Here is a 26,587-nt window from a genome sequence, read left to right as displayed (position 1 = left end):
ACACTGGCCATCGGCTCCCTCCTGTCGAGTGGGTTCTAACCGAAATTGGCCATTTACACAAAGGATTTTACAGGCCCGTACCCCTGCTCACCAGTCCGCCAGACATCCGTACCAGCCCTGCCCCAGGCCGTAGGGTGGGCCGCCCTCTGCCCACCGTCCCCTCCTCCGCGTCGGCCCGTGCCCACCCTACGTCGCTTCAGGCACCAGTGCAGCAACCCAAAAAGAAAGGCCGAAACCGCCTCCCACTGAGATGGAGGCGGTTTCGGCCGGAGGGTGCCGCCGCGTTCGCCGCGGCGGGGTAACCGCTTGCGTCTATTCTTCCTTTTTCTGGTCAGCAAGGACCCGGTAGCAGATCATCTCGGCAATCTCGTCGATGGTATTGTATGCCCGGTTGAAGACGATGCTGTAGTAAAGCGGGTCGGCGATGTCGCGATTGAGAAACTCGTTGATGAAGGCAATCCGCTGCTTCTGGTTTTTCTGGATCAGCTTTTCCGCTTCGGCAACAGATAGGTCATGGCGCTGGGCGACCGACCGGATCCGGAACTCCATCGGCGCCACGATCCGGAAGTGGTAGCAGTTGGGGAGCCCCTGGGTGAGGATCCCGGCCCCCAGCCCGACGATGATGACATGGCCGCCGCGGGCAAAGGGGACGATCTGGTTGCACAAAAGCTGGTAATAATCCTTGTCGCTCTTCCAGGCAGTCAGCAGCGTGGACATCATGTCGTCCAGGAAGGGGTTTTTCTCGCCGAGGTTTTTCAGTACCTCCAGGGTGTGCTCCCGGTCCTCGGAGAACTTCTCCACAATGGCTTTGTCCATGAGCCCCCAGACCGTACCGGTCCGGGCGTGGATCAGGGACTGCACTTTTTCGGCGACGGCAAACCCTTCACAGCCGAATTCCCGGGAAATGGTGACGGTCGGACGGATGGGCTCGCCGACAACAGGCAAGGCCGCCTGGTTGCGACGGCTGAGTTCGGTCAACGTTTCCAGTCTCTTTTCAATGGTTGCATAGAGCGATAATCCCGACATGTTTGTCCTCCTTCTCTCAAGAATTGGAAATCGTTACATTGGATCGGCCCATTCGACCATCTGCTCTCCCTGCCACCGCAACCGCTGCTAAAGAGTCCGCCCTCTCCCCCCTCCCTGACTGGTAATGGCAAGCCCAGATAGAGTATACGCTTCTTTTTTACTTTGGCAGAGGTGGCACTGCATCCGGCTCTCCGGTCCATGCCTGCCGCATCTGACAGAACCGCCCCTCCGTGCTGGCGTGCTGACACAGATATTGCCTCGCTTATTCCAGTTCGCTGCCGACAATAAAAACGCCCCGCTCCCCTTTCCGGGTGCGGGGCGTTTACCGTTCACCGGCCTCCCCTTTACGCTCCTACAGCACCTGCATGAAGGAGACGAGGTTGGATTTCTCCTCGCGGGTGAGCTGCAGGTTCAGCACGATGTTGAAGAACTCCACGGTGTCCTCCAAGGTGAAGCAGCGGCCGTCATGCAGGTAGGGGGGGCTGTCCTTGATGCCGCGCAGGGTGAAGGTCTTGATCGGACCGTCGCCCGGTTCGCGGGTGAGCCGCTCCAGCTTCAGGTCGTGCATCTGCTGATCCATGAAGCTCGGCGGCATATGACACTGCACGCAGCGCCCCTTGCCGTAGAAGATCTCTTCTCCGGCAAGTTCCGCCGGTGTCGCCAGGTTGCGGTACAGCCGTCCGGCGGGGTCGAGTTTCGGAGCGGGGGGGAAATCGAACATGTTCTGCATCTGGGCCATGTGGGAGACCCGGACCCGGTCCAGCTGGATGAGCCCCTTCTTCGCGGCATGGATGTGGTCGCCGTTGAAGTAGGCCGTACGGTCCTCGAACTCGGTGAAGTCTTCGACGGAGCGGAGGCTCCGCTTGGAGGAGTGGATCTGCTGGTTGTACATCCCGCGGAGGCTCACCGTGTCGAGCCGGAAGCGCCGCTCCTGGGGGCGGATGTCCGGGCTCAGGTGAAACTGCGCCGTGGTGTGGCCGTTGACGTGGCAGTCCAAGCAGGCCACCCCCTGGCTCGGCGCGGCGCTCTTGCGGTCGTCGGTCGCGTTGAACTCCTCCTGGGGGAGCGGGGTGAGCAGCATGCGCAGCCCGTCCAGTTGCACCGGGGTCAGGATCTCCTTGAACAGGCGCTCGAAGTTGTTGATGGAGACGACCTCGCCGCGCGAGACGTCACCCAGCTCCGGGCGGCTTTGCAGGAAGATGGCGGGAGGGAATTCCGGGATGAATGCTTCGGGAAGGTCGTAATCCACGTCGAAGCGCTGCAGCCTCGGGAACATCTTGATCTGGATGTCCGGGAAGACCTGCCCGCCGGTAGCCTGCTTGGGGTGCGGCAGCGGCGGGTACGGGAACAGGTTCTGTGCCTTGATCTGGTCCCACGGCATGGAAGCAAGCTGCTCCCAGGAGACCCCTTGCAGGCGGGCCGTCGGGCCCACCGGAACCGGCTTGCCGCGGCTCATCCGCGCGGTGCTGGAGAAGCGCGGGGTGAGGTCATAGCGTTTTTCCAGGAGGGCACGCTGGGCGGCCATCACCCGCGGCTTGTCGGAGACGTCCTTGTTGTAGACCTCGGCGAAGGTCGTCATCGGGCGTTTCGCATCCAAGGGGTCACGGTAGAACTCGAAACCGAGCACCTTCCCCTGGTCCGGCTGCTGGGCGAAGGCCTCGGACGACGGTTGGGCCATCGTGGCATTGAATTCGTTCGAACGATCGTGATCAGAGAGCTGCTGCTCGGTTCGGGTCCGCGGCACTTCGCGCGGCGTCTGGAAATCCTGGACCGCATCCCGCATCCGCGGAGGTGGGTTGCTCCGTTGCTCCCGCTGGTCGGTCCAGGAAGGGGAAGCGGCCAGGACCAACCCGGCGGCCACCAAACAGGCAACTACAGGAATCGAGTGTTTTGTTTTCATCGCCGCACGCTCCTTTTAATTGAAGTGCATTCGTTAATTACAGATCGCCAATTCTTTCATGGCGATCAAAAAAGTCAAGAACGACGGAGCGGAGGTGAAAGCGCGGAATGGACCATACCAAAACAGCCGACAGGCATACAGGAAGCTGAATGTTTTTTCGGGTCATATCAGTCTGTTATTACGGATCCGTAAGGAATCGTTGACTTTGTTACGATTGTGAAAATTTTTGTCAAATCACTAAAGTTATGTCACCGAAGTTACGATAAGAGTCGTGGTTGAACTCACACAACTATCATTAGCGACATCAAACCATTGACGTCAACGTCAACCTTGACTGTTTTATAAAAGACGCAACAACCACAGAGGAGCCCGGGAGGGTGCTATGAGATTACAGGATTTGAAGATCGGGACACGGCTGGGGCTAGGGTTCGGATTGATTCTGCTTTTCCTCCTTTCAATCAGTGCAATCGGCATGTTCGGAATGACGAGAATGAATTCGGATCTCGACCGGATCGTCCAGTCGAGCTACACGAAGATCCGGCTTGCCAACGACAGCTCGAAATCAGTCACCAACATCATCTCCAGTATCCAGAACCTGATCATCGTCTCCGACGCCGACGCCCGCAAGGAAGAGAACGGAAAAATCGATGCGGCGCGCCAGCAATACAAGGGGGCGATGGAGAAACTGGAGAAGCTCGAGGACACCGACAAGGGGAAGGAGCTGATCGCCCAGGCGAAACAGGCGCTGGACAACGCCCGCAAGGCGAACAACGACGTCATCGAGCTGGCCAACGGCGGCAACAACAGCCGCGCGGCACAGTACTTCGAGAAGAGCGCGGCGCCCCTGGACGCAAAAATCTTCGCCGCATTCAACGAACTGGTGAAATACCAGGAGGCGGGGATCAACACGAGCTATGAGGCGGCGGCCAAACTTTCGTCCCGGGCCCGCCTGATGGTCGGCATGATCGCCACCATCGCGCTGATCCTCGGCGGCGTGATCGCGCTCCTGATCACCCGCAGCATCAGCCGGCCGGTTTCCCAACTGGCCGGATGTGCCGACAAGCTCGCCCTGGGCGACGTCGAGGTCCAGATCGAGGTGGCCTCCAAGGACGAGATCGGTCAGCTGGCCGACTCGTTCCGCAACATGGCCGCCAATATCCGGGATGCCTCGCTGGCTGCGGAAAGGGTCGCCAAAGGTGACCTCACCGTGGAGGTCGTGCCCAAGTCCGACCGTGACGTCATGAGCAAGAACCTCGTCACCATGATCGCCCAGATCAAGGAGATTGCCGGCGAGACGAACCTGCTGATCCAATCGGTCCAGGAGGGAAAACTGCAGGTCAGGGGGCACGCCGCGGAGTTCCCGGGGGCATGGGGAGAACTGCTGGCCGGGGTCAACCGGCTCATCGAGGCCTTCGTGAAACCGATCGACGTCACCGCCCAGTACGTGGACCGGATCTCCAAAGGGGACATCCCCGCGAAGATCTCCGAGACCTATTACGGCGACTTCAACGAGATCAAGAACAACCTGAACCTGCTGATCGAGGCGATGAACAAGGCAACCGCCCTGGCCAAGGAGATCGCGGGAGGGAACCTGATGGTCGAGGTCAAGCTCCGCTCCGAACACGACGAGCTGATGCAGGCGCTCTCCCTGATGGTGAAAAACCTCACCGAGGTGGTGACGGAGGTTAAAGCTGCGGCCAACAACGTCACCGCGGGAAGCCAGGAGCTCAGCAACACCTCCGAGACCATGTCGCAGGGAGCCAGCGAACAGGCGGCGGCAGCCGAGGAGGCATCCTCTTCCATGGAGGAGATGACCTCGAACATCCGGCAGAACGCGGACAATTCGCAACAGACCGAGCGGATCGCGGTCAAATCGGCCAGCGACGCCATTCAAAGCGGCAAGGCGGTCTCCGAATCGGTTGCCGCCATGAAAGAGATCGCGTCGAAGACCCATATCATCGAGGAGATCGCCCGGCAGACCAACCTCCTGGCACTGAACGCCGCCATCGAGGCGGCGCGGGCCGGGGAGCACGGCAAAGGTTTTGCGGTCGTCGCCGCCGAAGTGCGCAAGCTCGCCGAGCGGAGCCAGAAGGCCGCCGGAGAGATCGGCGAGCTCTCCACCTCCAGCGTGCAGGTGGCCGAAAACGCCGGGGACCTCCTGGAGAAACTGGTTCCGGACATCAGGAAGACGGCGGAGCTGGTGCAGGAGATTTCCGCGGCGTGCCGCGAGCAGGATACCGGGGCGGAGCAGATCAACAAGGCGATCCTGCAGCTGGACCAGGTCATTCAGCAAAATGCCGGTGCAGCCGAGGAGATGGCATCCACCGCCGAGGAACTCGCCTCCCAGGCCGAGCAGCTGCAGGCAACGGTAGATTTCTTCAAGATCGATGAACCGGCTCCGGAGAAGAGGCGCCCGGCGACCAAACAGATCCCGATGCGGACCAAAGAGGTCGTGGTACGGATGCCTGCTGTCGCGGCGGCAACCGGGCTCCAGAAAGGGGGCGGCGTCGATTTCAACATGGTCGAAAAGGAACCCTTCATCGACACCGCGTTTGAACGGTACTGAGCGCCGGCAGGCCGCCGGCGGCACGGCTGATGAAACAAAAGAGGGGCGCAGCTTCAGGCTGCGCCCCTCTTCTATTTGGAATTTCCGGGATTCAGGAGTGTGTTAAGTCCCCCTTTTTCAAAAGGGGCGCCGAGACAGGGGCATCTTGCTTCACCCCTGCCCATACCAAATCAAGACCTCCCTTTGGGCCTTATTTCTTCGGCACGATCCTCACCAGCCCCGGTTCGTCCTTTTTCCCCGACACCGACGCCTCGAATTCCAGGAAGTGCTGCGCCACCGTGAGGTTCGTCTCCAGGTGGTTGCTGACCCGGGAGGTCCCGAAGGCAGAGGGGCCGGCAGCCTGGGCCAGAAAAAGGACCAGTTGGTCCGCCAGGCGCGGATCCACCGGCATGCTGCTTCCGTGGTGGGTCAGCAGTTCGGCGGCGGCCTCGGAGCCCACCGTTTCGGCCGGTTTGCCCCGTACCCCCAGCGCGGAGAATCCCGCCACCGCGCTACGATATTCCGCCTTTAAGAAGATGAAGGTACCCGGGCTGTAGGAAGGGATTTCCCGCACCTCGATCCGGATCGGCGTCTTGGTGCCCAGCTTATCCCGCAACAGCGCAACCGCGGCCGCCGCCTGCCGCTCGGCGATGCTGCGGGACAGGTTGGCCACGGCACTGTATCCGGTGATCCGCACCAGTTCACCACGCTTGGCTACGACTAGCGGTTTGAGTTCCTGGAGCGGCCGTACCGCGGCCCGCACCTTGCCGCCACCTTTCGGATAAAAGCCGACGCGGTCCATCTGGGCAGCGACATTGATGCCCAGCCCTTCCAGCGTCGGGAGGTAGACCTCGGCAAGGAATTCCCAACTCGGACTGAACGGGACGTGGGTTCCCCCGAAGAGATAGAGGCGGCTGGGGCCGGAAGCGAAGAGAAGCGGGGGGATGAGGGTCTGCAGCACCATGGTGGTGGAACCGGCGGTGCCGATGTCGAAGGAGTAATCGCCGGGGACCACCGGGCCGGGAGCGAAGGTGAGATCCGTGGAGCCGAGGCCGTCGCCGACGACTTCCGCCCCGCAAAGCCGCGCCGCCGCCTGCACCGCGACTTGGTGCTGGCGCTTCAGCCCCGGCTTTTCCCGGCCGGCACGGATGTGAAAGATGCGGAACGGCTTTCCGGTAATGCAGGAAAGGGATATGGCGGTGCGGAGCATCTGTCCGCCCCCTTCCCCCTCGCTGCCGTCGATTTCGATCATGGCTACCCTCGGAAAAACAAAAGCGCACCGCAGAGGTTACAGAGGCACGCAAAGAATGACCCAATATATACGATCTCGCCGCACCAGTCGAGAGGGTCCCGGCCTTGGCTCGATGCGCCGTTTTCAGCGCGATCGGCTTTTTCATCCGCGCCGGGAACGGCGCTGCCGCAGGGTCATCGTCGCCCCACCCCGGGATGCTTCCGGGGTCACTCCTCCCCCTCCGGGCTATCCTCCTCAGGGTTCACCGCCGGCGGTGAACTCGCCTGCGCTTCTCTCTGGTCATCCAGCTTTTCGATGAAGGCGGTGACCGCTTCGGCGGTCAGGGGACGGGCGAAATAGTAACCCTGCATGAGACGGCAATCGATGGAGGTGAGGAAATCCATCTGGGCCTCGGACTCGACCCCTTCGGCGATCGCGTCCATATCGAGACATTTGGACATGAACATGATGGTGGTGGCGATGGCCGCATCGTCGGAGGAAGTAACCACGTCGGTAACAAAAGAGCGGTCGATCTTGAGCGCCTGGAAGTGGAACTGCCGCAGCGATGCGAGGGAGGAATAGCCGGTTCCGAAGTCGTCGATCTGCAGGTTCACCCCCATGCGGGTCAGCCGGTCCAGCACCTGGCGCGCCTTCTCTTCGTACACCATGAGGGATTCCTCGGTGATCTCCAGCGTCAGCCGATCCGGCGGAAGCCCGCTTTGGTGCAGCGCATCCTCGATCACCATCTCCAGATCGGTGTGAGCGAAGACCGACGGGGACATATTCACCGCCACGTTGACGTCGCAGCCCGCATCGCGGTACCAGCTCGCTGCCTGGCGGCACGCGGCCTTGAGCACCCACTGGGTAAGCGGCCAGATCAGGCCGGCCTTTTCCGCCAACGGCACGAAACTCCCCGCGGTCAGCTCGCCCAGATGGGGGTGGTGCCAGCGGATCAGGGCCTCCACCCCCACCATCCGCATGTTCGCGGTATCGAGCTTGGGCTGGTAGACCAGGAACAGTTCGTCCTGCTCCAGCGCCCGGGCCAGCGCCTGCTCCAGCTGAGCCCGTTCGTCTCCCGCCCCATCCCACTCTTCCCCATAGAAACAATAGGTGGCACGCCCCTGTTCCTTCGCTTTGTAGAGGGCGAGGTCGGCGTACTTGAGCAGACGGTCCTGGTCGGTAGCGTCTTCCGGGAAAATGGCGATCCCGATACTGCCGCTGATCGAAACCCGCTCCCCGGCCAAAAGAAACGGCTTGGCGAGGGCAGCCAGCATCCTTTCCGCTACGATCCGCGGGGCGTCCGGAAGGCGCGGCGCCCGCTGCAGCACGGCAAATTCGTCCCCACCCATGCGGGCGACGACGTCGTCGCCGTAGCGGGCGCAGCAGTCGGAAAGACGCTGCCCGACCTCGCGCAGGAGTTCATCCCCCCCGGGATGGCCGAACCGGTCGTTGACACCCTTGAACCCGTCCAGGTCGAGCAGCATCACGGCCAGCGCCTCCTGATGGCGCTCTGCGTGACCCAGCGACTGGAACAGGAACTCGTCGAAGGCGCCGCGGTTGAAAAGCCCGGTCAGGACATCGCGGGACGCCTCCTCCCTCAGCCGCGTCTCACTCAGAACGTGGCGTTTTTCCAGACGACTGCAAAGGACATAGACGATGACGGAGGTAACCAGGAGCCCGAGCAGTTCCAGGTAGAGGTCGAGTAAGCTGTGCAACCGGGGGTTCCGTCCGGAAACCCAGCCGATGGCGATGCGCGCCCAGATGAGCCAGGAACAGCTGGTGACGGCGTAGGCGGTGGTGATCGCCCGTGGCGTCAAGCTGCCGATCCAGCGGAAATGTTTGGATATGTCGGCGCGGTGCATTACGCCTCCGGCGGTCAGGGGAAACCGGGGCTAGGGGGAACGGACCTTGTCAGTAGAGGAACATCGGCTTGCCCAGTACGTGGCGGACCTTGGGCCGGTACTCTTCCGAGTCGTAGAGCTCGGCCACGTCGACCCGCTTCTGCCCTTGCATGATCGAACTGATCGGGATGTGGGTGTAGGTCCCGCCTTGCAGGGCGACCATCCGCCCGGACATCCCTTCGGCGACGAGGTCCATCGCCATGTTCGCGTAGTTGAAGGCGACCATGAGGTCGAGGGAGTCGGGGGCGCCGCTGCGCATCAGGTAGGAGAGGGGCTGGTAGATGATGTGGGAGCCGGTCAGGTTCTTGATCGCTTCGCTCACCACGACCCCGATCCCGCCCAGCTTGCGGTGCCCGTAGGCATCCTCCTGGCCGTACTCGACGATCTGCCCGCCGATGAGCGAGGCCCCCTCGGAGACGGTCACCATGGCGTAGTTGCTGGGATTGTCCTTCTTGTCCTCTTGCAGGAGGAAGGCGAGCTTTTCCACGTCGAAGGGGACCTCGGAAATCAGCGCCCGGTCCACGCCGGAAAGATAGGCCGATACCAGGGAGGTCTCGCCGGAGTTGCGACCGAAAAGTTCCACCACCGCGATCCGCTCGTGCGAGCCGGCGCTGGTGCGGAGGTTGTGGATGAAGTTGATGCTGCGGGTGACCGCGGTGGAAAAGCCGATGCAGTAGTCGGTCCCGTAGACGTCGTTATCCATGGTCTTGGGTATCGCCACTACCGGAAACCCTTCCCGGTGCAACCGCTCGGCGTAGCTCAGCGTGTCGTCGCCGCCGATCGGGATCAGGGCGTCGATCTCCAGGCGCTCCAGGTTGGCGAGGACGTGCCGGGTGAAGTCGTGGCTTAGCTTCGCGCCGGGATCGTACTCGTTGGAACGGAGAAATTCCGGCACCTCCGCGTTGGCCACCTTGCCCGGGTTGGTCCGGCTGGTGTGGAGAAAGGTGCCCCCGGAGCGATCCACCGTCCGCACCTTCTGCCGGTCGAGCTGCATCACCACCCCATCCCCCGCCTGGGGATCATCCACGTTGTAGTTGAGAAGCCCGCCCCAGCCGCGCCGGATGCCGACCACGCGGTAGCCGCTTTCCGCCGCGCGGTTCACCAAAGTCTTGAGAGCGGGGTTGAGCCCCGGGACATCGCCGCCGCCGGTCAGAATGCCTACCGTCTTCTGTCTGTCAGCCATGGTCCGACTCCTTGTGAGTAAGGAATTATGGGGAAAAACGGACCAAGTATAGCGATGAGGCATATCTAATCAACTGACAAAGGGTGGACGTCGCAGGGTGAGGGCCTGCTTTTGGTGGGAGCGCCCTTCCGGGCACGATGTCTTGCGCGGTTTCCTGCGATCAGGATGGGAAAGACAAATCCCCCCCAGCCCCTTCACAAAGGGGGGAGTCGGAGGATCTATCTATAATACGCGGCGGGCAGAGGCCCCCCTCCGCGAACTGTCGGCAGAGAGCAAAAAAAAATCGCGGCAGGAATGCCGCTCCTACAGGCCAGGCGCTTACCCGGTAGGAGCGGCATTCCTGCCGCGAGCTTTTGCAAATCCTATGAAAAGGAGATTATTCCTTGATCCGGTCCACCAGCCGGAGCAGGCCGTCCAGGATGGTGAGCGGATGCGGCGGACAGCCGGGGATGTAGAGGTCCACCGGGAGAAACTTTTCCACCCCGTTGTGCACCTCGGACGAATCGAAGAAGGGGCCGCCGCTGATGGAGCAGGCGCCGCAGGCAACCACGAGCTTGGGGGCCGGGATCGCCTCGTAGGTGAGCATCAGCGCCTCGCGCATGTTCTCGGTCACCGGCCCGGTGACCCAGAGCCCGTCGGCGTGCCGGGGACTCGCGACGAACTGGATGCCGAAGCGCCCGAGATCCCAGCCGATGGTGGAGAGGACGTTGGTGTCGGCCTCGCAGGCGTTGCACCCTCCCGCCACGACCGAGCGGAACTTGAGGGAGCGACCGAAGAGGGAAAGCATCTTGCGCTCCAGGGCATAAGCCATCTGCCGCTCCCCACCCTCGACGACCACCAGGTCCTCGCGCTTGCGGGTTGCCAGACGGGCGTCGTTGCCGTAGGAGACGCCGCCGTGCGGGCAGGCTTCCAGGCATTCGGTACAGAAGAGGCATTTCCCCATGTCGACGGTAAGCGGCTCGGTGCCGATCGCGCCGACCGGGCAGACTTCCTTGCAGAGCTGGCACGAAGGGGGGCAGTTGCTCCCCTTCAGCACGGGGTAGCCCCGAAAGCGCTCCGGGAGCGTCATCGGCTGGTCGGGAAATTTAGTGGTCCGGTGCCCCTGCTGCATCCGGGCCAGGATCGCCTTGATCATAGACGTTACCTCAGCAATTTCTGTCAAATCGGACCGATCAGTCGGCTCGGTCCCTTGTGCGACTAGAGATCGAACCCGCAGTAAGAAAGGTTGAAACTCTTGTTGCAGAGCGGGAAGTCGGAGATCTGCACCCCGCGCAGCGCCAGGGAAAGCCCGGTCCAGTTGTGGAAGGACGGGTCGGTCACCTTGTAGCGGGAGATGGCCCCGGCATGGTCGGTGAGGGCCACGTGGCAGACCTCGCCGCGCCACCCTTCGGTGAGCGCCACGGCAAGGCTCTCCGGTGCGGGGGCCCCGACCGGTTCGCGGACCGACACTCCGGGAAGCTGGTGCAGCTGCTCCTCGATGAACTCCAGCGACTTCTCCGCCTCCAGCCAGCGGACCAGGGTCCGTGCGTAGACGTCGCCGGTACGGGCCGTGACCACCGGGATCTGGCTCATGCTGTAGATCCCGAACGGGTGGTCGCGCCGGATGTCCCGGTTCAGCCCGCAGGCTCGCGCCGCCGGGCCCACCAGCCCGATCTCGGCGGCGACCAGGTCGCTCACCGTCCCGGTACCTTCCAGACGCGCCATGACCGACGGGGTGTCCCACAACAGCTGGACCGCCCCGGCCAGGTCCTTGCCGGCGGCGCGCAGCCGCTCGGTCAGCTTGGCCGCCATCTCGGACGTCAGATCGAAATTCACCCCGCCCGGCACCACGAGCGAACGGCCAAAGCGGCTGCCGCAGATTTCCGCGGTGAGGTTCAAAAAGTCGCCGCGGATCCTCCCGCAAAACGACGCGGTGGGGAGATACCCGACGTCGCCGGAGATGGCGCCGAGGTCGCCGGTATGGTTGGCCAGCCGCTCGAGCTCCATGGCGATGCCGCGGATCACGTGCCCCCGGGCCGGTACCCGCGCCCCGGCCAGCCCCTCGATCACCATGGCATAGCAGAGGGTGTGGCCGATGGTGGTATCCCCGGCAATGGTCTCCATCTGCTTGAGCATGAGCCCGGACGGCTTGCCGACCAGGCGGCGTTCCAGGCCGCGGTGCTGGTAGCCGAGCGAGATCTCCAGGTGCAGGACCTCCTCGCCGTGGCACTGGAAGCGGAAGTGCCCCGGTTCGATGATCCCGGCGTGCACCGGGCCGACCGCAACCTCGTGGATCTCGCTTCCTTCCACCCGGTAGAAATCCATCACCCCGATCGGCACCGGCTTGTGCTGCGGCCCACCGGGAGAGGTCAGCGGTCCCTGGAAGCGGACCGGCTTGGGCCAGGGGTGCCCCTCGAAGGTCACCCCGTACTCCTCGGCGATCTCGCGTTCAAAGAGGTGCACCTGCGGCGCGCAGGGGGTAAGCGACGGGAACGATCGCTTTCCTTCCAGCGAGGTAGCCACCACGCCGAGGGTCCCCTCCTTCTTCGAGGAAAGCACCGCGTGGAGGAAGAGTTCTCCCCCTTCCGGGACGCCGAAGTAGGAGACCACCCGCCAGCCGCTGTCCAGCGCCTCGACCAGGTTCTCCTGGAACCGGTCCGGGGAGAGGAGCGGAATGTCGGCGCGGCGGATGGCGTTGCCGTTTTGGGTCAGGCAGAGCGTGGCGCTCATCGCTCACCTCCCAAAAGCCCGGCCGCCTGCCGGATCAGCTCCTGCAGCGGGTCGGGGAGCCACAATCCCAGCACCAGGATTGCGGCCATCAGCACCAGCGGGGGGAGCACGGTGTGGATCGTGTCGCGGTACGGGGTCTTGGCGATGTCTTCGGGGATCTCCCCCAGGACCACCGGGATCACCGTCAACGCCATCCCGATGAAGATGATCGCCAGGAAAAGCAGGAAGATCCCGCCGGTCCAGGGGCTTCCCTGCAGAAAGGCCGAGCTCACGATGGAAAACTCGCTGACGAAGGGGGCAAAGGGTGGCGACCCGGTGATGGCGAGAAAGGCGGCCAGGAAAAGCGCGCCGGACCAGGGGGTGCGGCGCAGCGCCCCCCGGACGACCTGGGTGCTCTTGCTGTTGTAGGCGCGGTGGATGTTGCCGCAGGAAAGGAAGAGGACCCCCTTGGTCAGGGCGTTGTTCACCATGTGCAAGAGGGCACCGAAGAGGGCGCCGCGCCCCAGCCCGAGCGCCACGGCGATAATGCCGACGTGCTCGACCGAGGAATAGGCGAGCATCCTCTTGAAGTCGCTTTGCCGGGCCATGAAGACCGCGGCGAAAGCCATGGAAAGAAGCCCCATCCCGAGAAGTACCTCGCGGAAGAGCGGCCCTTCGGTGGAGGCGGCGGCGACCTGGTAGACCCGCAACAGCGACAGGAGGGCGCAGTTCACCAGCCCTCCGGCCAGAAGGGCGCCGACCAGGCCGGGGGCCTCGCCGTAGGCGTCGGGCTTCCAGGTATGCAGCGGGGCGAGCCCCATCTTGGAGCCGAAGCCGACCAACAGGAAAATGAAGGCGGCGTGGCGCCAGCCGGCGTGGAGCCTGGCGGCGTCGCGCACCAGGGCGCTCAACAAAAGCGAGATCTCCTGCTTGGCCACGATCGTCGAGTAAGCCAGGAAGAACAGGCCGAGGAGCGCGATGGCGATCCCGACCGAGCAGATGAGGAGGTACTTCCAGGTCGCCTCGATGGAGCGGGCGTTGCGGTTGAAATAGATGAGGGGCGCCATGGTGAGGGTGGTCGCCTCGAGCGCGATCCAGAGCATCCCCAGGTGCTGCGAGATGGCGACCAGGGTCATCGCGCTCAGGCAGATGAGCAGCGCGGTGCAGAGGGTGCGGTTGTTACGTTTGCGCCGGTAGTTGAGATATCCCACCGCGTAGAAGGCGCAGACCGTGAAGAGGACCGCGTTGCAGAGGAGGTTCAGTTTACCCAGCGCGTCGAGGAGGAACCAGCCGTGTGGCGAGGCCGGCGGGGTCTCCGCCACCAGGTACAGGCTGAAGACCAGGTGCAGCACGGCAAACAGCGGGAGCACGAAGGTCCGCTTGCGGTTGTCGGGGATGCCCCAGGCGAGGGCGGCGCCGAGAAGCGGCAGTATGACGAAGGCCCACAGCATGCTCTAGTCCTCCCGCAGCGCGCTCAGGCGCGAGGTATCCAGGGAAGAGAACTCCCGGCTGATGTGGTTGATGACGATCCCCATGACGAAGATGCCGACCAGGAGGTCCAAAAGCGCCCCCGCCTCCACCATCGCCGGCATCGCCTCGGCAAGGAGCAGGCCGAAGACGAAGATCCCGTTTTCCAAAAGGAGGTAGCCGATGACCTGGGAAATCGCCTTGCGACGCCCCATCAGGATCAGGAAGCCGCACATGAGGGTGGCGATCGACGCGGGAACGAAGAGGAGCCCCTCGTGCTCCGGCGCGAGCGGCAGCTTTTCGGCGAAGACGAAGGCGAGCGCGGTGAAGATGGCCCCGAGCACCAGCGAGGGGATGTAGCCGATGAAGGGCTCGAACTCGCGCTGGATCTCGGCCTTGCGGATCGCCTTGCCGATGAAGAGCGGGATCGCGACCCCCTTCACCGCGATGATGCCGACCACGATGGCGGCCAAGTGCAGCGTGAAGGGGTGGACCAGGGCCGGGAGCACGCCGAGGATCACCCCCTGGGCGGCAACCGCGCGGACCGAGAAGCCGAGCCGGCTGGTGCCGACCACGGCGAAATTCAAAAGCAGACAGAGGACCAGGAGCTGGTCGGTCAGGGAAGTCATCGGGTCACCTCACAACCAGGACGAGGGAGAAAGCGGTCAGGATCATCGCCGCCACCAAAAGCTGCGGCACGCGGATCAGCCTCAGGCGGGCCATGACCGACTCGACCACCCCGATGGAAACGGCAAGCGCCACCATGCAGGCAACGAAGAGGAGCCAGTCGAGGTAGGTGTTGCCGCTGGAAAAGGGGATGGCGAGGTTCACGAAGAGCGCCCCGAGCAGGAAGAGCTTCACCGAGGCCCCGTAGAGGATCGCGCCGAAGTACGGGCCGCTGTGGTCGAGCACCATCACCTCGTGGATCATGGTGAGCTCCAGGTGGGTGTTGGGATCGTCGAACGGGATGCGGGAGTTCTCGGCCAGCAGCACCACGAAGATCCCGGCCAGCATGAGGAGCAGCGCCGCCCCGGTGTCGGCCCAAAGCGGCAGGGTCACGTAGTTGAGCATCGGGGTGAGCGACAGGGAACCGGAAAGCCGGGTCAGGGTGATCAGGGCGAAGAAGAGCGTCGGCTCGGCCAGGCAGGAGAAGGTCACCTCGCGGGCCGATCCCATCCCCTCGAAGCTCGACCCGGTGTCGAGCGCGGCGCTCGTGGTGAAGAAGCGCCCCAAGGCGAAGAGATAGGCGAAAAGGACCATGTCGCCGTCGAAGGAGATCGGGGCGGCGTGCTTGCCGAACGGGATCAAAAGGGCCGCGATCATGGTCGCCGCCAGGGTGATCACCGGACCGGCCTTGAAGACCCAGGTGGTGGTGTCGGAAATCACCACCCCCTTGCGGAACAGTCGGGCCAGGTCGTAGTACGGCTGCAGGTAGGGAGCCCCCACCCTTCCGGCGAAGGCGGCCTTGGTCTTGCCGATCACCCCGAGCAGCAGGGGGGGCATGACCAGAACCAGCAGGAAATGGAGCAGCATATCAGCCATAGTGTCTCCTCAGCGAACCCAGATCAAAAGCAGCACCAGGGTGACAAAGATATAGAGGATGTAGACCTGCACCTCCCCGTGCTGCATCCGGCGCAGCAGCGAGAACCCCTGGTCGCAGAGCTTGAAAAGCGGGCCGACCACCCGCTCCAGGATGATCTCGCGCGGGGTGTAGCTCACCCGGGCCGGGGCGGGAGGAAAGCCGGTGACCTTGGCGCCGGTCACGGTGGTCCGGACGATTCCCCCCCACAGGGTGGTGAAGATCCCGGAGAAGGCGGTGCCGGTGTATTCCATCCTGGTGGTCGGTGCGATATATCCGCACCCCCAGGTCGGGCCGTGCGACGCGTGCCCCGCCGTGCGCCCCTTCAGGAAGAGGGCGATGACGCTCCCCAGGAGCAGGAGCGCCAGGGCCGCCGCGGTGAACCAAAGCGGGGAAACCGGGAGCCGGTACCCAGGAGCGGACGGCGCCAGGGTGGCCAGGACCGGCCGGGTCAGGGCGAGAAAGCCCTGGGGAAGCACGCCCCCCAGAAGGCAGAGCAGGGCAAGAAGCCCCATGGGGACCAGCATCGATGCGGGGGATTCGTGGCCGTGTTCCGCACCTTCGGAGCGGGGGGCGCCCAGGAAGGCGGCGCCGAAAAGCTTCACGAAGCTGATAACCGCGATCCCGCCGACCAGGGCCAAAAGCGGCGCGGCCAGCGCCAGGATGGGGAAGGGCGCGGTCGCCTCGCTCAGCCAGCCGAGGTAGATGAAGAACTCGCTGACGAAGCCGTTACCCGGGGGAAGGCCGCAGATGGCGACCACGCCGACCGCGCTGAGGAGCGCGCTTTTGGGCATCTTCCTGGCGAGCCCCCCCATGAGGTCCAGATCGCGGGTCCCGGTGGCGTGCATCACGGAGCCGGCGCTGAAGAACAGGAGCGGCTTGAAGAGGCTGTGGTTCAGGATGTGGAAGAGCCCGCCGGTCAGGGCCAGGAAGGCGAGCCGGGGATTGCCGGTCGCCTCGCCGATGAAGGCCGAGCCGAGTGCGGCCGCCACGATGCCGAGGTTCTCGATCGAGCTGTAGGCGAGGAGCCGTTTCAGGTCCTTCTGCGCGGCGGCGAGCGAGATGCCGAGGATGGCCGAGACGATGCCGGCCGAAAGGAGTACCGCCCCGAGCCAGAGCGGTCGTTCCGGGAAGAAGGTGGTCACCCGGAGCAGCCCGTAGATCCCCATCTTGAGCATCACGCCGGATAGAAGCGCCGAGACGTGACTCGGGGCGTTCGCGTGGGCCGACGGGAGCCAGATGTGCAGCGGCATCAGGCCGGCCTTGGAGCCGAAGCCGATCAGCGCCAGGAGGTAGAACGGAAAAGCGGCGGACGGATCGAGGTGCAAAGCCCCCGCCCCGGGGAGGACGAAGCTCCCGACGCGGCTTGCCAAAAGCGAAAAGAGGGCAAAGAGCGCGGCGACCCCGATGTGGCTCGCGATCAGGTAGAGGGTTCCGGCGGCACGGACCTCCCGATGCCGGTGCTCGCAGATCAAGAGGAAGTATCCGGATAGCGCCATCACCTCCCAGGCCATCAGGAAGAGCGCGCCGTTTCTGGCGATCACGACGAGCGCCATGGCGGCGGCCAGCAGGCCGTAGAAGAAGGTGACCGGGGGTTGGGTGGTGGGGTGGGAGGCGTTGGGCCAGTATCCGTTTGCGTAAAGGGAACCCAGGGGGAAGACGAGGAAGATCGGGATCAGGAAGAAGAGCGCCAGGGGGTCGAGGAGGAGCTCGCAGGGCCCGAAGGGAAGGGTCCAGCGGACCAGGTACGCGGCGTGCTCTCCAGCCAAAAGCGCGGCGAGAATTGCGGGGAGCGCCAAGGCAGATGCAGCGAGAGCGCATAAGGTAGCCAGTCGCTGCCCGGTCGGCCCTTTCCGGAGGAAAAGCCCGGGAATCCCCGAAAAGGCGGTTAACACTACTGCGAGAAATACCCGAACAAAAGGGTCCCGCATCACATCCTGCAACATCACATGCCTTTCTATGTTAGGTTGTGGACGCCCCGCCCCCTCCAGACATCCTCCGGAACGAGGGGCGGAGCGCTTTATTTATTTACACTGCTGGTAGCCCTCCACTACAACTTCCAGGTGCCCGTCGGTGGGGCAGAAGATAAGTCCGTGGATCGGAACGTTTTTGGGGATGAGGGGGGACTGCCGGATCACGCTGACCACCCGCTCCACGTTTTCCTCGGGGTGGTCGAAGGCCCCCAGCCACTGGGCCAGGTCCGGCACCAGGGTCTCGATCGCCTGCGGATCGATGCCGCGCTCGATCATCTGCGCCTTGAGCGACGGCGCATCGACCGAGGACATGCCGCAGTCCTTGTGGCCGACCACGAGCACCTCCTCCACGCCGAGCATGAAGATGGCGGCAACCAGCGACCGGATCACCCCCCCGTTGGGGTCGATGACCGTGTTGCCGGCGTTCTTGATGACTTTTGCTTCCCCGCGCTGGATTCCCATCGCCGGTTCCAGAAAGTCGACCAGGCGGGTGTCCATGCAGGTGAAGATGGCAATCTGTTTCTGGGGATTTTTGGGCAGCGGGGCGAACTTGCCTGGGCGGATGAAGCTCTGGTTTGCCTTCAGGATGTCGTCGAGAACGGCCATGAATCCTCTTTTATTGCTTGAAGTGAATTTGCCTCCGGGCGGGGCCGGAAAGCAGGATCTTCAGTACCTATCACAAACAACTCTTAGAAACAACAGGGTTTTTCAAAAAAACGACATCGGGGTAAAAAAGCGTTCCATTTCGTTTAACGCGGCATTACCAGGCAGAGGCGCCAGGGGGACTGGCTCCGCCAGGTGCCGGTCCCCTTACCCCGGCAGGAGCGACATTCTGGTCGCGATGGATTCCCTGCCAGATGCACCACATCCTGAAGCAGAAAAACCTGCCCTACCCGGTGGGAGTGCCGTTCCCGGCGCGAACCGCCGCAGGCGGTAAAGAAGAAAACGAGGGGAAAGACGCTCCCCCAGCTGGATCGGCAACTCCCCCATCCCCCCTCACCCCATGGTCAGGCTCATCAAGACCACCAACGTGATGAAGGTATAGAAGATGTAGATATTCAACTTGCCGTGCTGCAGGTGCCGCAGCGGCGTGCTCTTTTCGTAGAGATACTCCAGAAACGGGAGGTATCCCTTCTCGAGCACCGTCTCGGGGACGTGCCCCTCGTAGGACGCCGGGCCCGGGAAGATCCCCTGCACCCCTTTTTTGTGCACCTGCGGTCGCAGGACCGGACTGAACCAGCTGACCAGGGTGTCGGCAAAGGACGAGGCGCTGTATTGCATGCGGGGGGTGGGCCGGGGGTACCCGCACCCCCAGGTAACCGAGGTCGCGGTCGGCAGTTGTCGTGCCACCCGCCGGAAATAAAGCCAAAGGAACAGCGAGGCAGCGAGGACGAGCAGGAGCACCGCCACCAGCGAAACCAGGGAGAACGGGATGATACTGGCCACCGCCGGCACCGTGGCAGTCGTGGCCAGCACTCCGCCGGCCGCAGTCAGGGCCGGGGCGATGCCGCCGGGATAAAGGCCGATGCCGACACAGCAAAGGGCCAGCACCGCGGCAGGGGCGAGCATCGACGCGGGGGATTCGTGGAGCGCTTGATGCTCCGGGGAGCGCGGCATCCCCAGGAAAACGATGCCGTAGACCTTGACGAAGCAGGCGACGGCAAGCCCCCCGACCAGCGCCAGCGCCGGCGCCGCCAAAGACGCGACGGTCCCGGCGAGGTCGTCCAGATGCAAAGCGGAAAAAGAGCCGACGTACACCAAAAGCTCGCTGACGAAACCGTTCAGCGGCGGCAGGCCGCAGATGGCAACCGCGCCGACGAGGAACAGGATCGCGGTTTTCGGCTGGTGCCGCCCTACCCCGCCCATCACCTCGATCTCCCGGGTCCCGGCGGCATGGATCACCGACCCGGCGGCAAGGAAGAGGAGCGCCTTGAAGATGGCGTGGTTCACCACGTGGAGCAGCCCCCCGGCGAGCCCCAATGCCACCAGCGGCAGGTTGCCGCGGCTCATCCCGACCAGGGCGAGTCCCAGCCCCATCATGATGATCCCGATGTTCTCGATGCTGTGATAGGCGAGGAGCCGCTTCAGGTCGTGCTGCCCGAGGGCGAAAGCGACCCCGAGAATCGCCGAGACGACGCCGAGGACCAATACCGTCATCCCCCACCAAAGCGGTATGGCGTGAAACAGGGAGAAGACCCGTACCAGGCCGTAGATTCCGGTCTTGAGGACGACGCCGGAGAGGACCGCGGAGACGTGGCTGGGGGCGTTGGCATGAGCGGACGGGAGCCAGATGTGGAGCGGCATCACGCCGGCCTTCAGACCAAAGCCGATGAGTCCGGTCGCAAAGATCGCGGTGGCGAGGGCGCCTTGCGCGGAGAGGGTGCCGGAGGCGGGGAAGACCTGGCTGCCGGTAGCATGCTGCAGCAGCGAGAACAGGGCGAAAAGGGCCAACGAGCCCAGGTGCGCCGTGATCAGGTAGAGGGTGCCGGCGTCGCGCACCTCGGGGTTGTCGTCGTCGGTGGTAAGGGCGAAAAAGGCGGCGAGCGCCATGACCTCCCAGGCAATCAGGAAGAGGACCCCGTTTCGGGCCAGGAGGAGCAGGACCAGGGATGCGGCCAGCAGGCCGTAGAAAAAGGCGAGTTTCGTGGCGCGGCCGCCGTGGCGGAAAGCGGGGTGGTAGCCCAGCCCGTAGACGGCGCTGCAGCCGGTGACCAGGCATACCGGGAGCAGAAACAGGGCGGTGAGCGGGTCGACCCCCAGCTCCCCCGGACCGAAGGGAAGTCCCCAGGAAAGGACGTACCGTTCGCTGTGGGGGGCAAGGAGGTTCAAGACGGCGCCGGTTAAGCCGCAGAGCGAACCGACAACCAGCAGCAGGACCCCGAGGCGCTGGGCGCCCGGCGATCCCTTGCGCAAAAGGAGCGGAATTCCCGAGATCCCCTGGAAAAGCGGGGCCAAGGCGAGGAGCATGAACGCGATCGATGCCTCACCCGGAAGGTTCATGGCTATTTCCTCTTTGGCTGGTCGAAGCGCTGGGCCGCCCCCAGTATCCCCTCCGGATCACAGGCCCTGCCGAGCACGCCCCGGAACTCCTCGTCATGGAGCGCGTAGCTGAGCTTGGAGAGGAGGTGCAGGTGCACCTTGACCGTGGGGCTGGTGAGCAGAAAGAGAATCCGCACCGGCTCGCCATCGAGCGCCCCGAAGTCGATGGGATTGGCGAGGAAGCAGAGGGTGATGGCCGGTTCCGGCTTGTTCTGCAACAGGATCGGGTTGCGCACGTGCGGGATGGCGATGCCGCGTCCCACCGCGGTCGTGCCGAGCGCCTCGCGGGCCAGCAGGACCTGCAGGAGAAAGTCCGGATCCATTTGCGGCGGGAGCTTCAGGAGGGAGACCACGTTTTTGAGCACCGAGAGCTTGTCCGTCCCCTGCACGTTGCAGTGGATGCCGCCGGCGGTCAGGGCCTCGGTGAGGGTGGGATAGTGGATGTCCGCCTCGGCGGCGGCGAAGAGCTCGGGAGGGACGGTGATGCCGTGTTCGGTTGCCCATTCCAGAAGGTCGACCCGGTTGATCCGGTAGCTCCCCCGGACCAGCGTCGCCGGCAGTTTCTCTTTTCTCACCCACTTGATTACCGTCTGCTCGTCGGTCGTGAGCAGCTCGGCCACCTCTGAAGCCTTGATCAACATGACAATCTCCTAACGGTCCTGCAGTGGCTGTGTGTATAACATCGTTGTGAAAAAGTTACAAGGTTGTTGTGTGGTGCCTTTCCTGACGCAAGAAAGGGTGCCCCGGTCGGGACACCCTTTCTTGGTTGCTGGCTGCGGCTGCGGATCAGCCGTTCACTGCGGCCGCTTCGCGTTCCACGAGTAGCAGCTCGTCGACCGAGAAGACCCGGTCGATGTCCAGGATGATGATGAACTGGTCGTTGTGTTTTCCCATCCCGGTGATGAAGTCGGTGTTCAGCTTGGTGCCGATGCGGGGCGGCGGCTCGATCTGGTCCGGTTCGAGGTCGAGGACCTCCTGGACCGCGTCCGCCATCGCCCCCATGACGACCTTCTCGCCATCCATCTCCACTTCGACGATGATGACGCAGGTGTTGACGGTCTGCTCGCCGCTGGCCATGCCGAACTTGAGGCGTAGGTCCACGACGGGGACCACGCTCCCCCGCAGGTTGATCACCCCGCGCATGTAGTCGGGAGTCTGGGGTACCTTGGTGATGGTGGTGAAGTCAAGGACCTCCCGCACCTTGCCGATGTCCAGCGCGAAAAGCTCCTCGGCGAGCCGGAAAGTCAGGAACTGCGTCGTTTCAGCGATTGATTCGATGGCCATGTCTCTCTCCTCCTCGTTGGAAACGGCGCCCCTGCCTGCTACGCCGGATACAGTCTTCATTATCGGTAAAGGATACGGATTCTTTAGGAGTTTTTTCCGCCGATCCAACACCGGTTTTTGACAGGCATTCCGGCGAGAAATGGAATTGGGTCCTCCAAAGAACGTCCAGCCTCGATCCCCCCCTTGGGCAAAGGTGTGGATGGGGGGGATTTGCCTTTCGGGTGGCACATCATGAACCCCATCCTCACCCTGTCCGTCGCGGGCTCGCTCGGTCGCGCGCGACCTTGAAGGGGAGGGGACGCCAAGGTTCGCCTTCGACGCTTGCGGGAATATCCCCATAAGAAAAGCCCCTCCGGAAAACCGGAGGGGCTTTTGCTTTACCTGCCATTTACTGCGGGGCGATTATTCCTTCTTCTCGCCCCCGTGGGTTTCCCCACCCGGAACGTCCTGCCCGCCGGCGGCATGGCAGTCGCTGCAGTTGGTCTTCACGATCTCGTTGCCGATGTCGACCGGGTGGACGAACTCTTTGGGCTGCGTGCCGGCCGGGATGTTCTCCTGCTTCTGGCTGAGCAGGGTGTGGCACATGTTGCAGTCCTTGGAGATCACCTTGCCCGCGGCGTTCTTGTGCTTGCCGTCGTGGCAGCGGAAGCAGCCCGGGGTGTAGAAGTGGCCGATGTAGTTCGGGTAGGTGTTCCAGGAGACCTTCATCTCGGGGAAGAAGTTACGGACGTAGATGTCCTGGATCTGAGCCACGGCGGCCTCGATCTGCTTCGCCTTCTGGGAGGCGATGGCCGGGTAGTTCTTCGCGTAGTAGCCCGGCAGATCCTTGGCGATGGTCGCCTTGGCTTCTTCGGCGGTCTTGTAGGGACGGGTCAGGATCTCGACGGCAACCTTCTTCATGTACGGCAGCGAGGAGTCGATGCGGCCGGAGACGAAGCACTCGTCCATCTCCACGCCCGGAGCGCGGTAGATGTGGGTCGGGCGGTTGTGGCAGTCGGTGCAGTCCATGACCCGCTTCTTGGACTTTTCGATCTCGGCCTTGGTGAGCGGCTTCTCGGTGTCGACGTACTCGGTGATGCTGCCGTCTTTCTCTTTGACCTGGATGTAGGGGATGTTGATCCGCTTGCGGTCGGTAGCGACGTAGGTCAGCTCCTGGCCGATGTGCCAGTGGATCCCCTTGGCATGGTTGGTCTTGGGCACGCCCCCGATGTTGATCAGCATGTTGATCTCACGCGGGGTGTTCTGCTCGTTCGGTGCGTAGTGATAGAAGACCTTCTGACGCCCCGCGTAGAATTTCTCCGGCCAGTGGCAGTGCTCGCAGGTATCGCGGGCCGGACGCAGATTCTCGATCGGGGTCTCGATCGGGGTCGGATAGGTGTGGAAGGCGACCGCGTAGAGCTGGCGCATACCGGAGATCTTCGCCTTGACGTACCAGGCGGCGCCGGGGCCGACGTGGCACTCGACGCACTTGACCTTGGCGTGCGGGGAGTTGCTCCAGGCGGTGTGCTCCGGGGTCATGACGGTGTGGCAGAGCTCGCCGCAGAAGGTGGTCGACTCGGTGAACTCGTATCCCTTAAGGGAGGCGATCCCGACCACCAGCACGAACATGATGCTGGCAAGGACGAAGAAGATAAGCAGGTGCCGTTTGTGCGGCTCGTTGAAGTCCACCGTCGGGTAAGGCGGAATGTCGCCCGCCGCCTTGCGCCGCTTTTCCCGGACCAGGAAGGCGCCCAGCGGCACCAGCAGCAGTCCGGCGATGAGCATCCCGGGGAATGCGAAGTAGGTCAAGAGCCCCAGGTAGGGCTTCTCCACCCCGGTAATCTCTTCGTAGGACAGGAAGGCGATGATCAGGCCGGTCGCCGTGATGGCGAGCACCATCCCGGTGAGGCTGATCAGGTTCCAGGCGTAACCGGCGTACTTTCTTACTGGCATTCTTCTCTCCTTAATGAGTTTCAAAAACGCGGTAGTTTACTATGCGTGTTGCGCATTTGTCAAAAAAATTTTTCGGCTGAGAAAACACTTATACAAAACACGTTTCTTCGCTTACTTTATCGTAATATCGCTACTTTCTTCTTGCATTGAAGAGCCGCGCTGCTATATCTTGGAACAACGTTTTATAATTCATTAAAGACCAAATCCGTCCGTTTTTCGTTCATTTCCAGGAAGGAGGGTAATCGTGAAGAGTCATGTCTGGCGACCGCTCTACGTGGTCCTATTCGTCGTCGCCACGATTCTTGTGGTGCGAAAGATCGTGGTGCCACCGGATTTCGGGATCGGCCCGCGCGGGTACATGTACGGCTGGCACCGCCCCAGCAACGAGGGGGAGTGGCAGAAGGTGACCGTCAAGTACCGCACCACCGAGTACTGCAAGAAGTGCCATCGGGACAAGTACGACGAGATCAAGCAGTCTCCGCACGCGAACATCGCCTGCGAGAACTGCCACGGCCCCGCCCTGGCGCATCCCGAAGACCCGAAGGCGCTCAACATCGACCGCACCCGGGAACTCTGCGCCCGTTGCCATTTCCGACTGGAATACCCGACCAGCGGGAGGGGCAAGATCCGCGGCATCGACCCGAAAACGCACAACCCCGGATTGGAGTGCGTCACCTGCCACTGGCCGCATGACCCGAGAAAGGAGGGGCACCATGATCACGCGCAGAAGCTTCTGTAAGAAATCGCTGTTGATGATCGGGGGGCTGGCCCTTCCGCTATCGGCCTTCGAGCTCTTCGACCCGAAGAGACTACTGGCCGAGAAGGGGGACGGCAAGAAGGTGCGCTGGGTATTTTTGGTGGACACCGAGAAGTGCGTCGGCTGCGGCTTCTGTGTGAAGGGGTGCAAGACCGAGAACGAGATCCCCTACGACGCCAACGTAACCCGCACCTGGGTCGAGCGCTACGTCGTCACCAAGGACGGCAAGACCCACATTGACTCCCCCAAGGGGGGGCGCGACGGTTTCGAAAACCGGGCCATCGACATCGGGGAGGGGAAGTTCCAGGAGATCAAGAACGAGGAGATCTCCAAAGCGTTCTTCGTCCCCAAGCTCTGCAACCAGTGCGACAATCCCCCCTGCGTCCAGGTCTGCCCGGTCGGCGCCACCTACCAGACCGAGGACGGGGTGGTGCTGGTGGACCGGAAGTGGTGCATCGGTTGCGGCTACTGCGTCATGGGATGCCCGTACGGGGTCCGCTTTTTCCACCCGGTGTATCACACGGCGGAGAAGTGCAACTTCTGCTACCACCGCATCAGCCAGGGGATGAAGACCGCCTGCGTCGAGGCCTGCGCCTTCGGTGCCCGCCGCATCGGCAACATCCGCGACCCCGAGGATCCGGTCACCAAGATCATCACGACCGAGCGGGTGAACGTCCTTAAAGAAGAGTACGGCACGACGCCGCAGGTCTTCTACCTGGGGCTCACCAAGGAGGTGAAATAGCCATGGTGCACGGAGAAGCCTGGACCCTCAAGGAGTTTTTCACCTACCCCAACGAGTACATCTACTGGACCATCCAGATCGTGATGTACCCGTTCATGACCGGCCTCGTGGCCGGGGCCTTCGTCCTCTCTTCGCTCTACCACGTCTTCAACGTGAAGGCGCTCAAGGGGATCGCCCGTTTCTCGCTCGTTTTCTCCTTCGCCCTGCTCCCGGTGGCGATGCTCCCGTTGATGCTCCACCTGCAGCAGCCCCAGCGCGGCATCGAGGTCATGATGACCCCGCACTTCACCTCGGCGATCGCCGCCTTCGGCATCGTCTTCACCACCTACGGCATGATCGTCGCCTCCGAGCTCTGGTTCGTCTACCGGAAGCACTTCGTGGAGACCGCGTTGCGGCTGCGCGCGATCGCGGACCGAAGCTTCAGCGAGCATCTCTTGCACCTCCTGTTCACCGCGCTCACGCTGGGCGCCGAGGACATCAGCCACGAGGCCCTGGAAGCCGACGAGCGGGCGGTGAAGAAGCTTGCCGCGGCCGGCATCCCGGTCGCCTGCTTCTTGCACGGCTACGCCGGATTCATCTTCGGTTCGGTCAAGGCGAACGCGCTCTGGATGACGCCGCTCATGCCGGTGATCTTCATCTGTTCGGCGGTCGTCTCGGGCATCGCCCTTTGCATCCTCACCTACATCGTCACCATGGAGGTCCGGAAGATCCTGGCCGCCCACCGGCAGAAGCAGTACCCGGAGCTCCCCAGCCACGAGGAGCTGAAAAGCGCCGAGATCGACGTGGTCACCATGACCAGCCGCTACCTGGTGATGTTCCTGGTCGCGGCGATCACCCTGGAGCTGCTCGACCTCATCTTCCGCGGCTACACGGCGATGAAGTCGTGGGACATCCTGCGCCGGGTCATCTACGAGCGGGACTTCGTGAACATCTTCGTGATCCAGTACGGGATGGGGAACCTGGTCCCCTTCATCCTCTTCCTGATGCCCCGGCTGACCATCCGGCGCGCGGTCCTCGGGACGATGCTGGTGCTCCTCGGGGTGTTCATGATGCGCTGGAACGTCGTCATCGGCGGCCAGGCCTTCTCCTCCTCGCTGTCGGGCTTCATGCATTACCACCTCCCGATCGTCCCGCACGACATGGAGACCTTCAAGGAGGGGCTCTGCGGCGCCCTGCTGGTCGCCGTGGTGCCGTTTTGCATCTTCTACGTCCTGAACAAGGTGATGCCGGTGTTCAAGGACACGCATTAGTCAATGGTCAATGAACAACCCGGATGGCCTCCTCCCCTTGAAGGAGAGGGGGATCCGGCGCCAGGGAAGCCTGTCCCGTAACAATGCAAT

20 protein-coding genes are annotated in these 26,587 nt (G+C 63.2%); 4 read left to right on the top strand and 16 right to left on the bottom strand.

Going from position 1 to position 26,587, the window contains the following annotated elements; translation table 11 throughout:
• Positions 1–312 precede the first annotated feature (312 nt).
• Together JFN93_RS24480 and JFN93_RS24475 are read right to left on the bottom strand one after the other, a co-directional pair.
• On the bottom strand, positions 313–1,026 hold the full coding sequence (locus tag JFN93_RS24480) for a cytidylate kinase-like family protein (protein ID WP_199387017.1): 714 nt from the start codon (positions 1,024–1,026) through the stop codon (positions 313–315).
• Positions 1,027–1,378: 352 nt separating this feature from the next.
• Positions 1,379–2,926 (bottom strand): cytochrome B6, encoded by a 1,548-nt coding sequence (locus tag JFN93_RS24475; protein WP_199387016.1) that lies wholly within the window; start codon positions 2,924–2,926, stop codon positions 1,379–1,381.
• Between the two features lie 382 nt (positions 2,927–3,308).
• On the opposite strand from JFN93_RS24475, the gene JFN93_RS24470 reads away from it, so the two are divergent.
• Positions 3,309–5,492: a methyl-accepting chemotaxis protein gene (locus tag JFN93_RS24470; RefSeq protein ID WP_199387015.1), complete on the top strand. Its 2,184-nt coding sequence runs from the start codon at positions 3,309–3,311 to the stop codon at positions 5,490–5,492.
• A gap of 190 nt (positions 5,493–5,682) precedes the next feature.
• Here the strand turns inward: JFN93_RS24470 and rtcA are convergent, their stop codons facing one another.
• The 14 genes from rtcA to JFN93_RS24400 form a co-directional block, all read right to left on the bottom strand.
• Positions 5,683–6,723: an RNA 3'-terminal phosphate cyclase gene (gene rtcA, locus JFN93_RS24465; RefSeq protein WP_199387014.1), complete on the bottom strand. Its 1,041-nt coding sequence runs from the start codon at positions 6,721–6,723 to the stop codon at positions 5,683–5,685.
• Positions 6,724–6,929: 206 nt separating this feature from the next.
• A complete protein-coding gene (locus tag JFN93_RS24460) occupies positions 6,930–8,564 on the bottom strand; it encodes a putative bifunctional diguanylate cyclase/phosphodiesterase (protein ID WP_199387013.1) in 1,635 nt (544 codons plus the stop codon).
• A 49-nt stretch (positions 8,565–8,613) separates the two neighbouring features.
• Complete coding sequence (locus JFN93_RS24455; RefSeq protein ID WP_199387012.1) at positions 8,614–9,786, bottom strand: 6-phosphofructokinase; 1,173 nt, start codon at positions 9,784–9,786, stop codon at positions 8,614–8,616.
• Positions 9,787–10,162: 376 nt separating this feature from the next.
• Entirely contained in the window at positions 10,163–10,921 is a 759-nt protein-coding gene (gene nuoB / locus JFN93_RS24450; protein ID WP_199387011.1) for an NADH-quinone oxidoreductase subunit NuoB, read from the bottom strand.
• Positions 10,922–10,983: 62 nt separating this feature from the next.
• Entirely contained in the window at positions 10,984–12,495 is a 1,512-nt protein-coding gene (locus JFN93_RS24445) for a hydrogenase large subunit (RefSeq protein WP_199387010.1), read from the bottom strand.
• Positions 12,492–13,925 carry a proton-conducting transporter transmembrane domain-containing protein gene (locus JFN93_RS24440; RefSeq protein WP_199387009.1) on the bottom strand — a complete coding sequence of 478 codons (1,434 nt, stop codon included), beginning with the start codon at positions 13,923–13,925 and terminating at the stop codon, positions 12,492–12,494. Before JFN93_RS24440 ends, JFN93_RS24445 begins: the two co-directional genes overlap by 4 nt.
• Before the next feature lie 3 nt (positions 13,926–13,928).
• Positions 13,929–14,570 (bottom strand): hydrogenase, encoded by a 642-nt coding sequence (locus JFN93_RS24435; RefSeq protein WP_199387008.1) that lies wholly within the window; start codon positions 14,568–14,570, stop codon positions 13,929–13,931.
• Between the two features lie 4 nt (positions 14,571–14,574).
• Positions 14,575–15,483 carry a respiratory chain complex I subunit 1 family protein gene (locus tag JFN93_RS24430; protein ID WP_199387007.1) on the bottom strand — a complete coding sequence of 303 codons (909 nt, stop codon included), beginning with the start codon at positions 15,481–15,483 and terminating at the stop codon, positions 14,575–14,577.
• Positions 15,484–15,492: 9 nt separating this feature from the next.
• Positions 15,493–17,319, bottom strand: a complete 1,827-nt coding sequence (locus JFN93_RS24425) for a proton-conducting transporter transmembrane domain-containing protein (protein WP_236021950.1) — start codon at positions 17,317–17,319, stop codon at positions 15,493–15,495.
• A 225-nt stretch (positions 17,320–17,544) separates the two neighbouring features.
• Positions 17,545–18,099 carry a beta-class carbonic anhydrase gene (locus JFN93_RS24420; RefSeq protein WP_199387005.1) on the bottom strand — a complete coding sequence of 185 codons (555 nt, stop codon included), beginning with the start codon at positions 18,097–18,099 and terminating at the stop codon, positions 17,545–17,547.
• A gap of 390 nt (positions 18,100–18,489) precedes the next feature.
• Entirely contained in the window at positions 18,490–20,493 is a 2,004-nt protein-coding gene (locus JFN93_RS24415) for a proton-conducting transporter transmembrane domain-containing protein (RefSeq protein ID WP_199387004.1), read from the bottom strand.
• Between the two features lie 2 nt (positions 20,494–20,495).
• Positions 20,496–21,173 carry a PTS sugar transporter subunit IIA gene (locus tag JFN93_RS24410; protein ID WP_199387003.1) on the bottom strand — a complete coding sequence of 226 codons (678 nt, stop codon included), beginning with the start codon at positions 21,171–21,173 and terminating at the stop codon, positions 20,496–20,498.
• 145 nt (positions 21,174–21,318) lie between these two features.
• Positions 21,319–21,816: a chemotaxis protein CheW gene (locus JFN93_RS24405; RefSeq protein WP_199387002.1), complete on the bottom strand. Its 498-nt coding sequence runs from the start codon at positions 21,814–21,816 to the stop codon at positions 21,319–21,321.
• A gap of 402 nt (positions 21,817–22,218) precedes the next feature.
• Positions 22,219–23,748 (bottom strand): cytochrome c3 family protein, encoded by a 1,530-nt coding sequence (locus JFN93_RS24400; RefSeq protein WP_199387001.1) that lies wholly within the window; start codon positions 23,746–23,748, stop codon positions 22,219–22,221.
• 244 nt (positions 23,749–23,992) lie between these two features.
• On the opposite strand from JFN93_RS24400, the gene JFN93_RS24395 reads away from it, so the two are divergent.
• The 3 genes from JFN93_RS24395 to nrfD are packed head-to-tail and all read left to right on the top strand — an operon-like array spanning position 23,993 to position 26,497.
• Positions 23,993–24,487 carry a cytochrome c3 family protein gene (locus tag JFN93_RS24395; RefSeq protein ID WP_199387000.1) on the top strand — a complete coding sequence of 165 codons (495 nt, stop codon included), beginning with the start codon at positions 23,993–23,995 and terminating at the stop codon, positions 24,485–24,487.
• Positions 24,462–25,247, top strand: coding sequence for a 4Fe-4S dicluster domain-containing protein (locus JFN93_RS24390; RefSeq protein WP_199386999.1), 786 nt, complete (start codon positions 24,462–24,464; stop codon positions 25,245–25,247). Before JFN93_RS24395 ends, JFN93_RS24390 begins: the two co-directional genes overlap by 26 nt.
• A 2-nt stretch (positions 25,248–25,249) precedes the next feature.
• Complete coding sequence (nrfD, locus tag JFN93_RS24385; RefSeq protein ID WP_199386998.1) at positions 25,250–26,497, top strand: NrfD/PsrC family molybdoenzyme membrane anchor subunit; 1,248 nt, start codon at positions 25,250–25,252, stop codon at positions 26,495–26,497.
• Positions 26,498–26,587 lie beyond the last annotated feature (90 nt).

It is taken from the genome of Geomesophilobacter sediminis, assembly GCF_016458275.1.
Lineage (GTDB): Bacteria > Desulfobacterota > Desulfuromonadia > Geobacterales > Geobacteraceae > Geomesophilobacter > Geomesophilobacter sediminis.
This window is presented reverse-complemented; position numbering and strand designations above follow the sequence as displayed.

Excerpts from the sequence above, each read along its gene's own strand:
- JFN93_RS24480 (WP_199387017.1), bottom strand. The coding sequence starts at position 1,026 with ATGTCGGGATTATCGCTCTATGCAACCATTGAAAAGAGACTGGAAACG.
- JFN93_RS24475 (WP_199387016.1), bottom strand. The coding sequence starts at position 2,926 with ATGAAAACAAAACACTCGATTCCTGTAGTTGCCTGTTTGGTGGCCGCC.
- JFN93_RS24470 (WP_199387015.1), top strand. The coding sequence starts at position 3,309 with ATGAGATTACAGGATTTGAAGATCGGGACACGGCTGGGGCTAGGGTTC.
- rtcA (WP_199387014.1), bottom strand. The coding sequence starts at position 6,723 with ATGATCGAAATCGACGGCAGCGAGGGGGAAGGGGGCGGACAGATGCTC.
- JFN93_RS24460 (WP_199387013.1), bottom strand. The coding sequence starts at position 8,564 with ATGCACCGCGCCGACATATCCAAACATTTCCGCTGGATCGGCAGCTTG.
- JFN93_RS24455 (WP_199387012.1), bottom strand. The coding sequence starts at position 9,786 with ATGGCTGACAGACAGAAGACGGTAGGCATTCTGACCGGCGGCGGCGAT.
- nuoB (WP_199387011.1), bottom strand. The coding sequence starts at position 10,921 with ATGATCAAGGCGATCCTGGCCCGGATGCAGCAGGGGCACCGGACCACT.
- JFN93_RS24445 (WP_199387010.1), bottom strand. The coding sequence starts at position 12,495 with ATGAGCGCCACGCTCTGCCTGACCCAAAACGGCAACGCCATCCGCCGC.
- JFN93_RS24440 (WP_199387009.1), bottom strand. The coding sequence starts at position 13,925 with ATGCTGTGGGCCTTCGTCATACTGCCGCTTCTCGGCGCCGCCCTCGCC.
- JFN93_RS24435 (WP_199387008.1), bottom strand. The coding sequence starts at position 14,570 with ATGACTTCCCTGACCGACCAGCTCCTGGTCCTCTGTCTGCTTTTGAAT.
- JFN93_RS24430 (WP_199387007.1), bottom strand. The coding sequence starts at position 15,483 with ATGGCTGATATGCTGCTCCATTTCCTGCTGGTTCTGGTCATGCCCCCC.
- JFN93_RS24420 (WP_199387005.1), bottom strand. The coding sequence starts at position 18,099 with ATGGCCGTTCTCGACGACATCCTGAAGGCAAACCAGAGCTTCATCCGC.
- JFN93_RS24415 (WP_199387004.1), bottom strand. The coding sequence starts at position 20,493 with ATGAACCTTCCGGGTGAGGCATCGATCGCGTTCATGCTCCTCGCCTTG.
- JFN93_RS24410 (WP_199387003.1), bottom strand. The coding sequence starts at position 21,173 with ATGTTGATCAAGGCTTCAGAGGTGGCCGAGCTGCTCACGACCGACGAG.
- JFN93_RS24405 (WP_199387002.1), bottom strand. The coding sequence starts at position 21,816 with ATGGCCATCGAATCAATCGCTGAAACGACGCAGTTCCTGACTTTCCGG.
- JFN93_RS24400 (WP_199387001.1), bottom strand. The coding sequence starts at position 23,748 with ATGCCAGTAAGAAAGTACGCCGGTTACGCCTGGAACCTGATCAGCCTC.
- JFN93_RS24390 (WP_199386999.1), top strand. The coding sequence starts at position 24,462 with ATGATCACGCGCAGAAGCTTCTGTAAGAAATCGCTGTTGATGATCGGG.
- nrfD (WP_199386998.1), top strand. The coding sequence starts at position 25,250 with ATGGTGCACGGAGAAGCCTGGACCCTCAAGGAGTTTTTCACCTACCCC.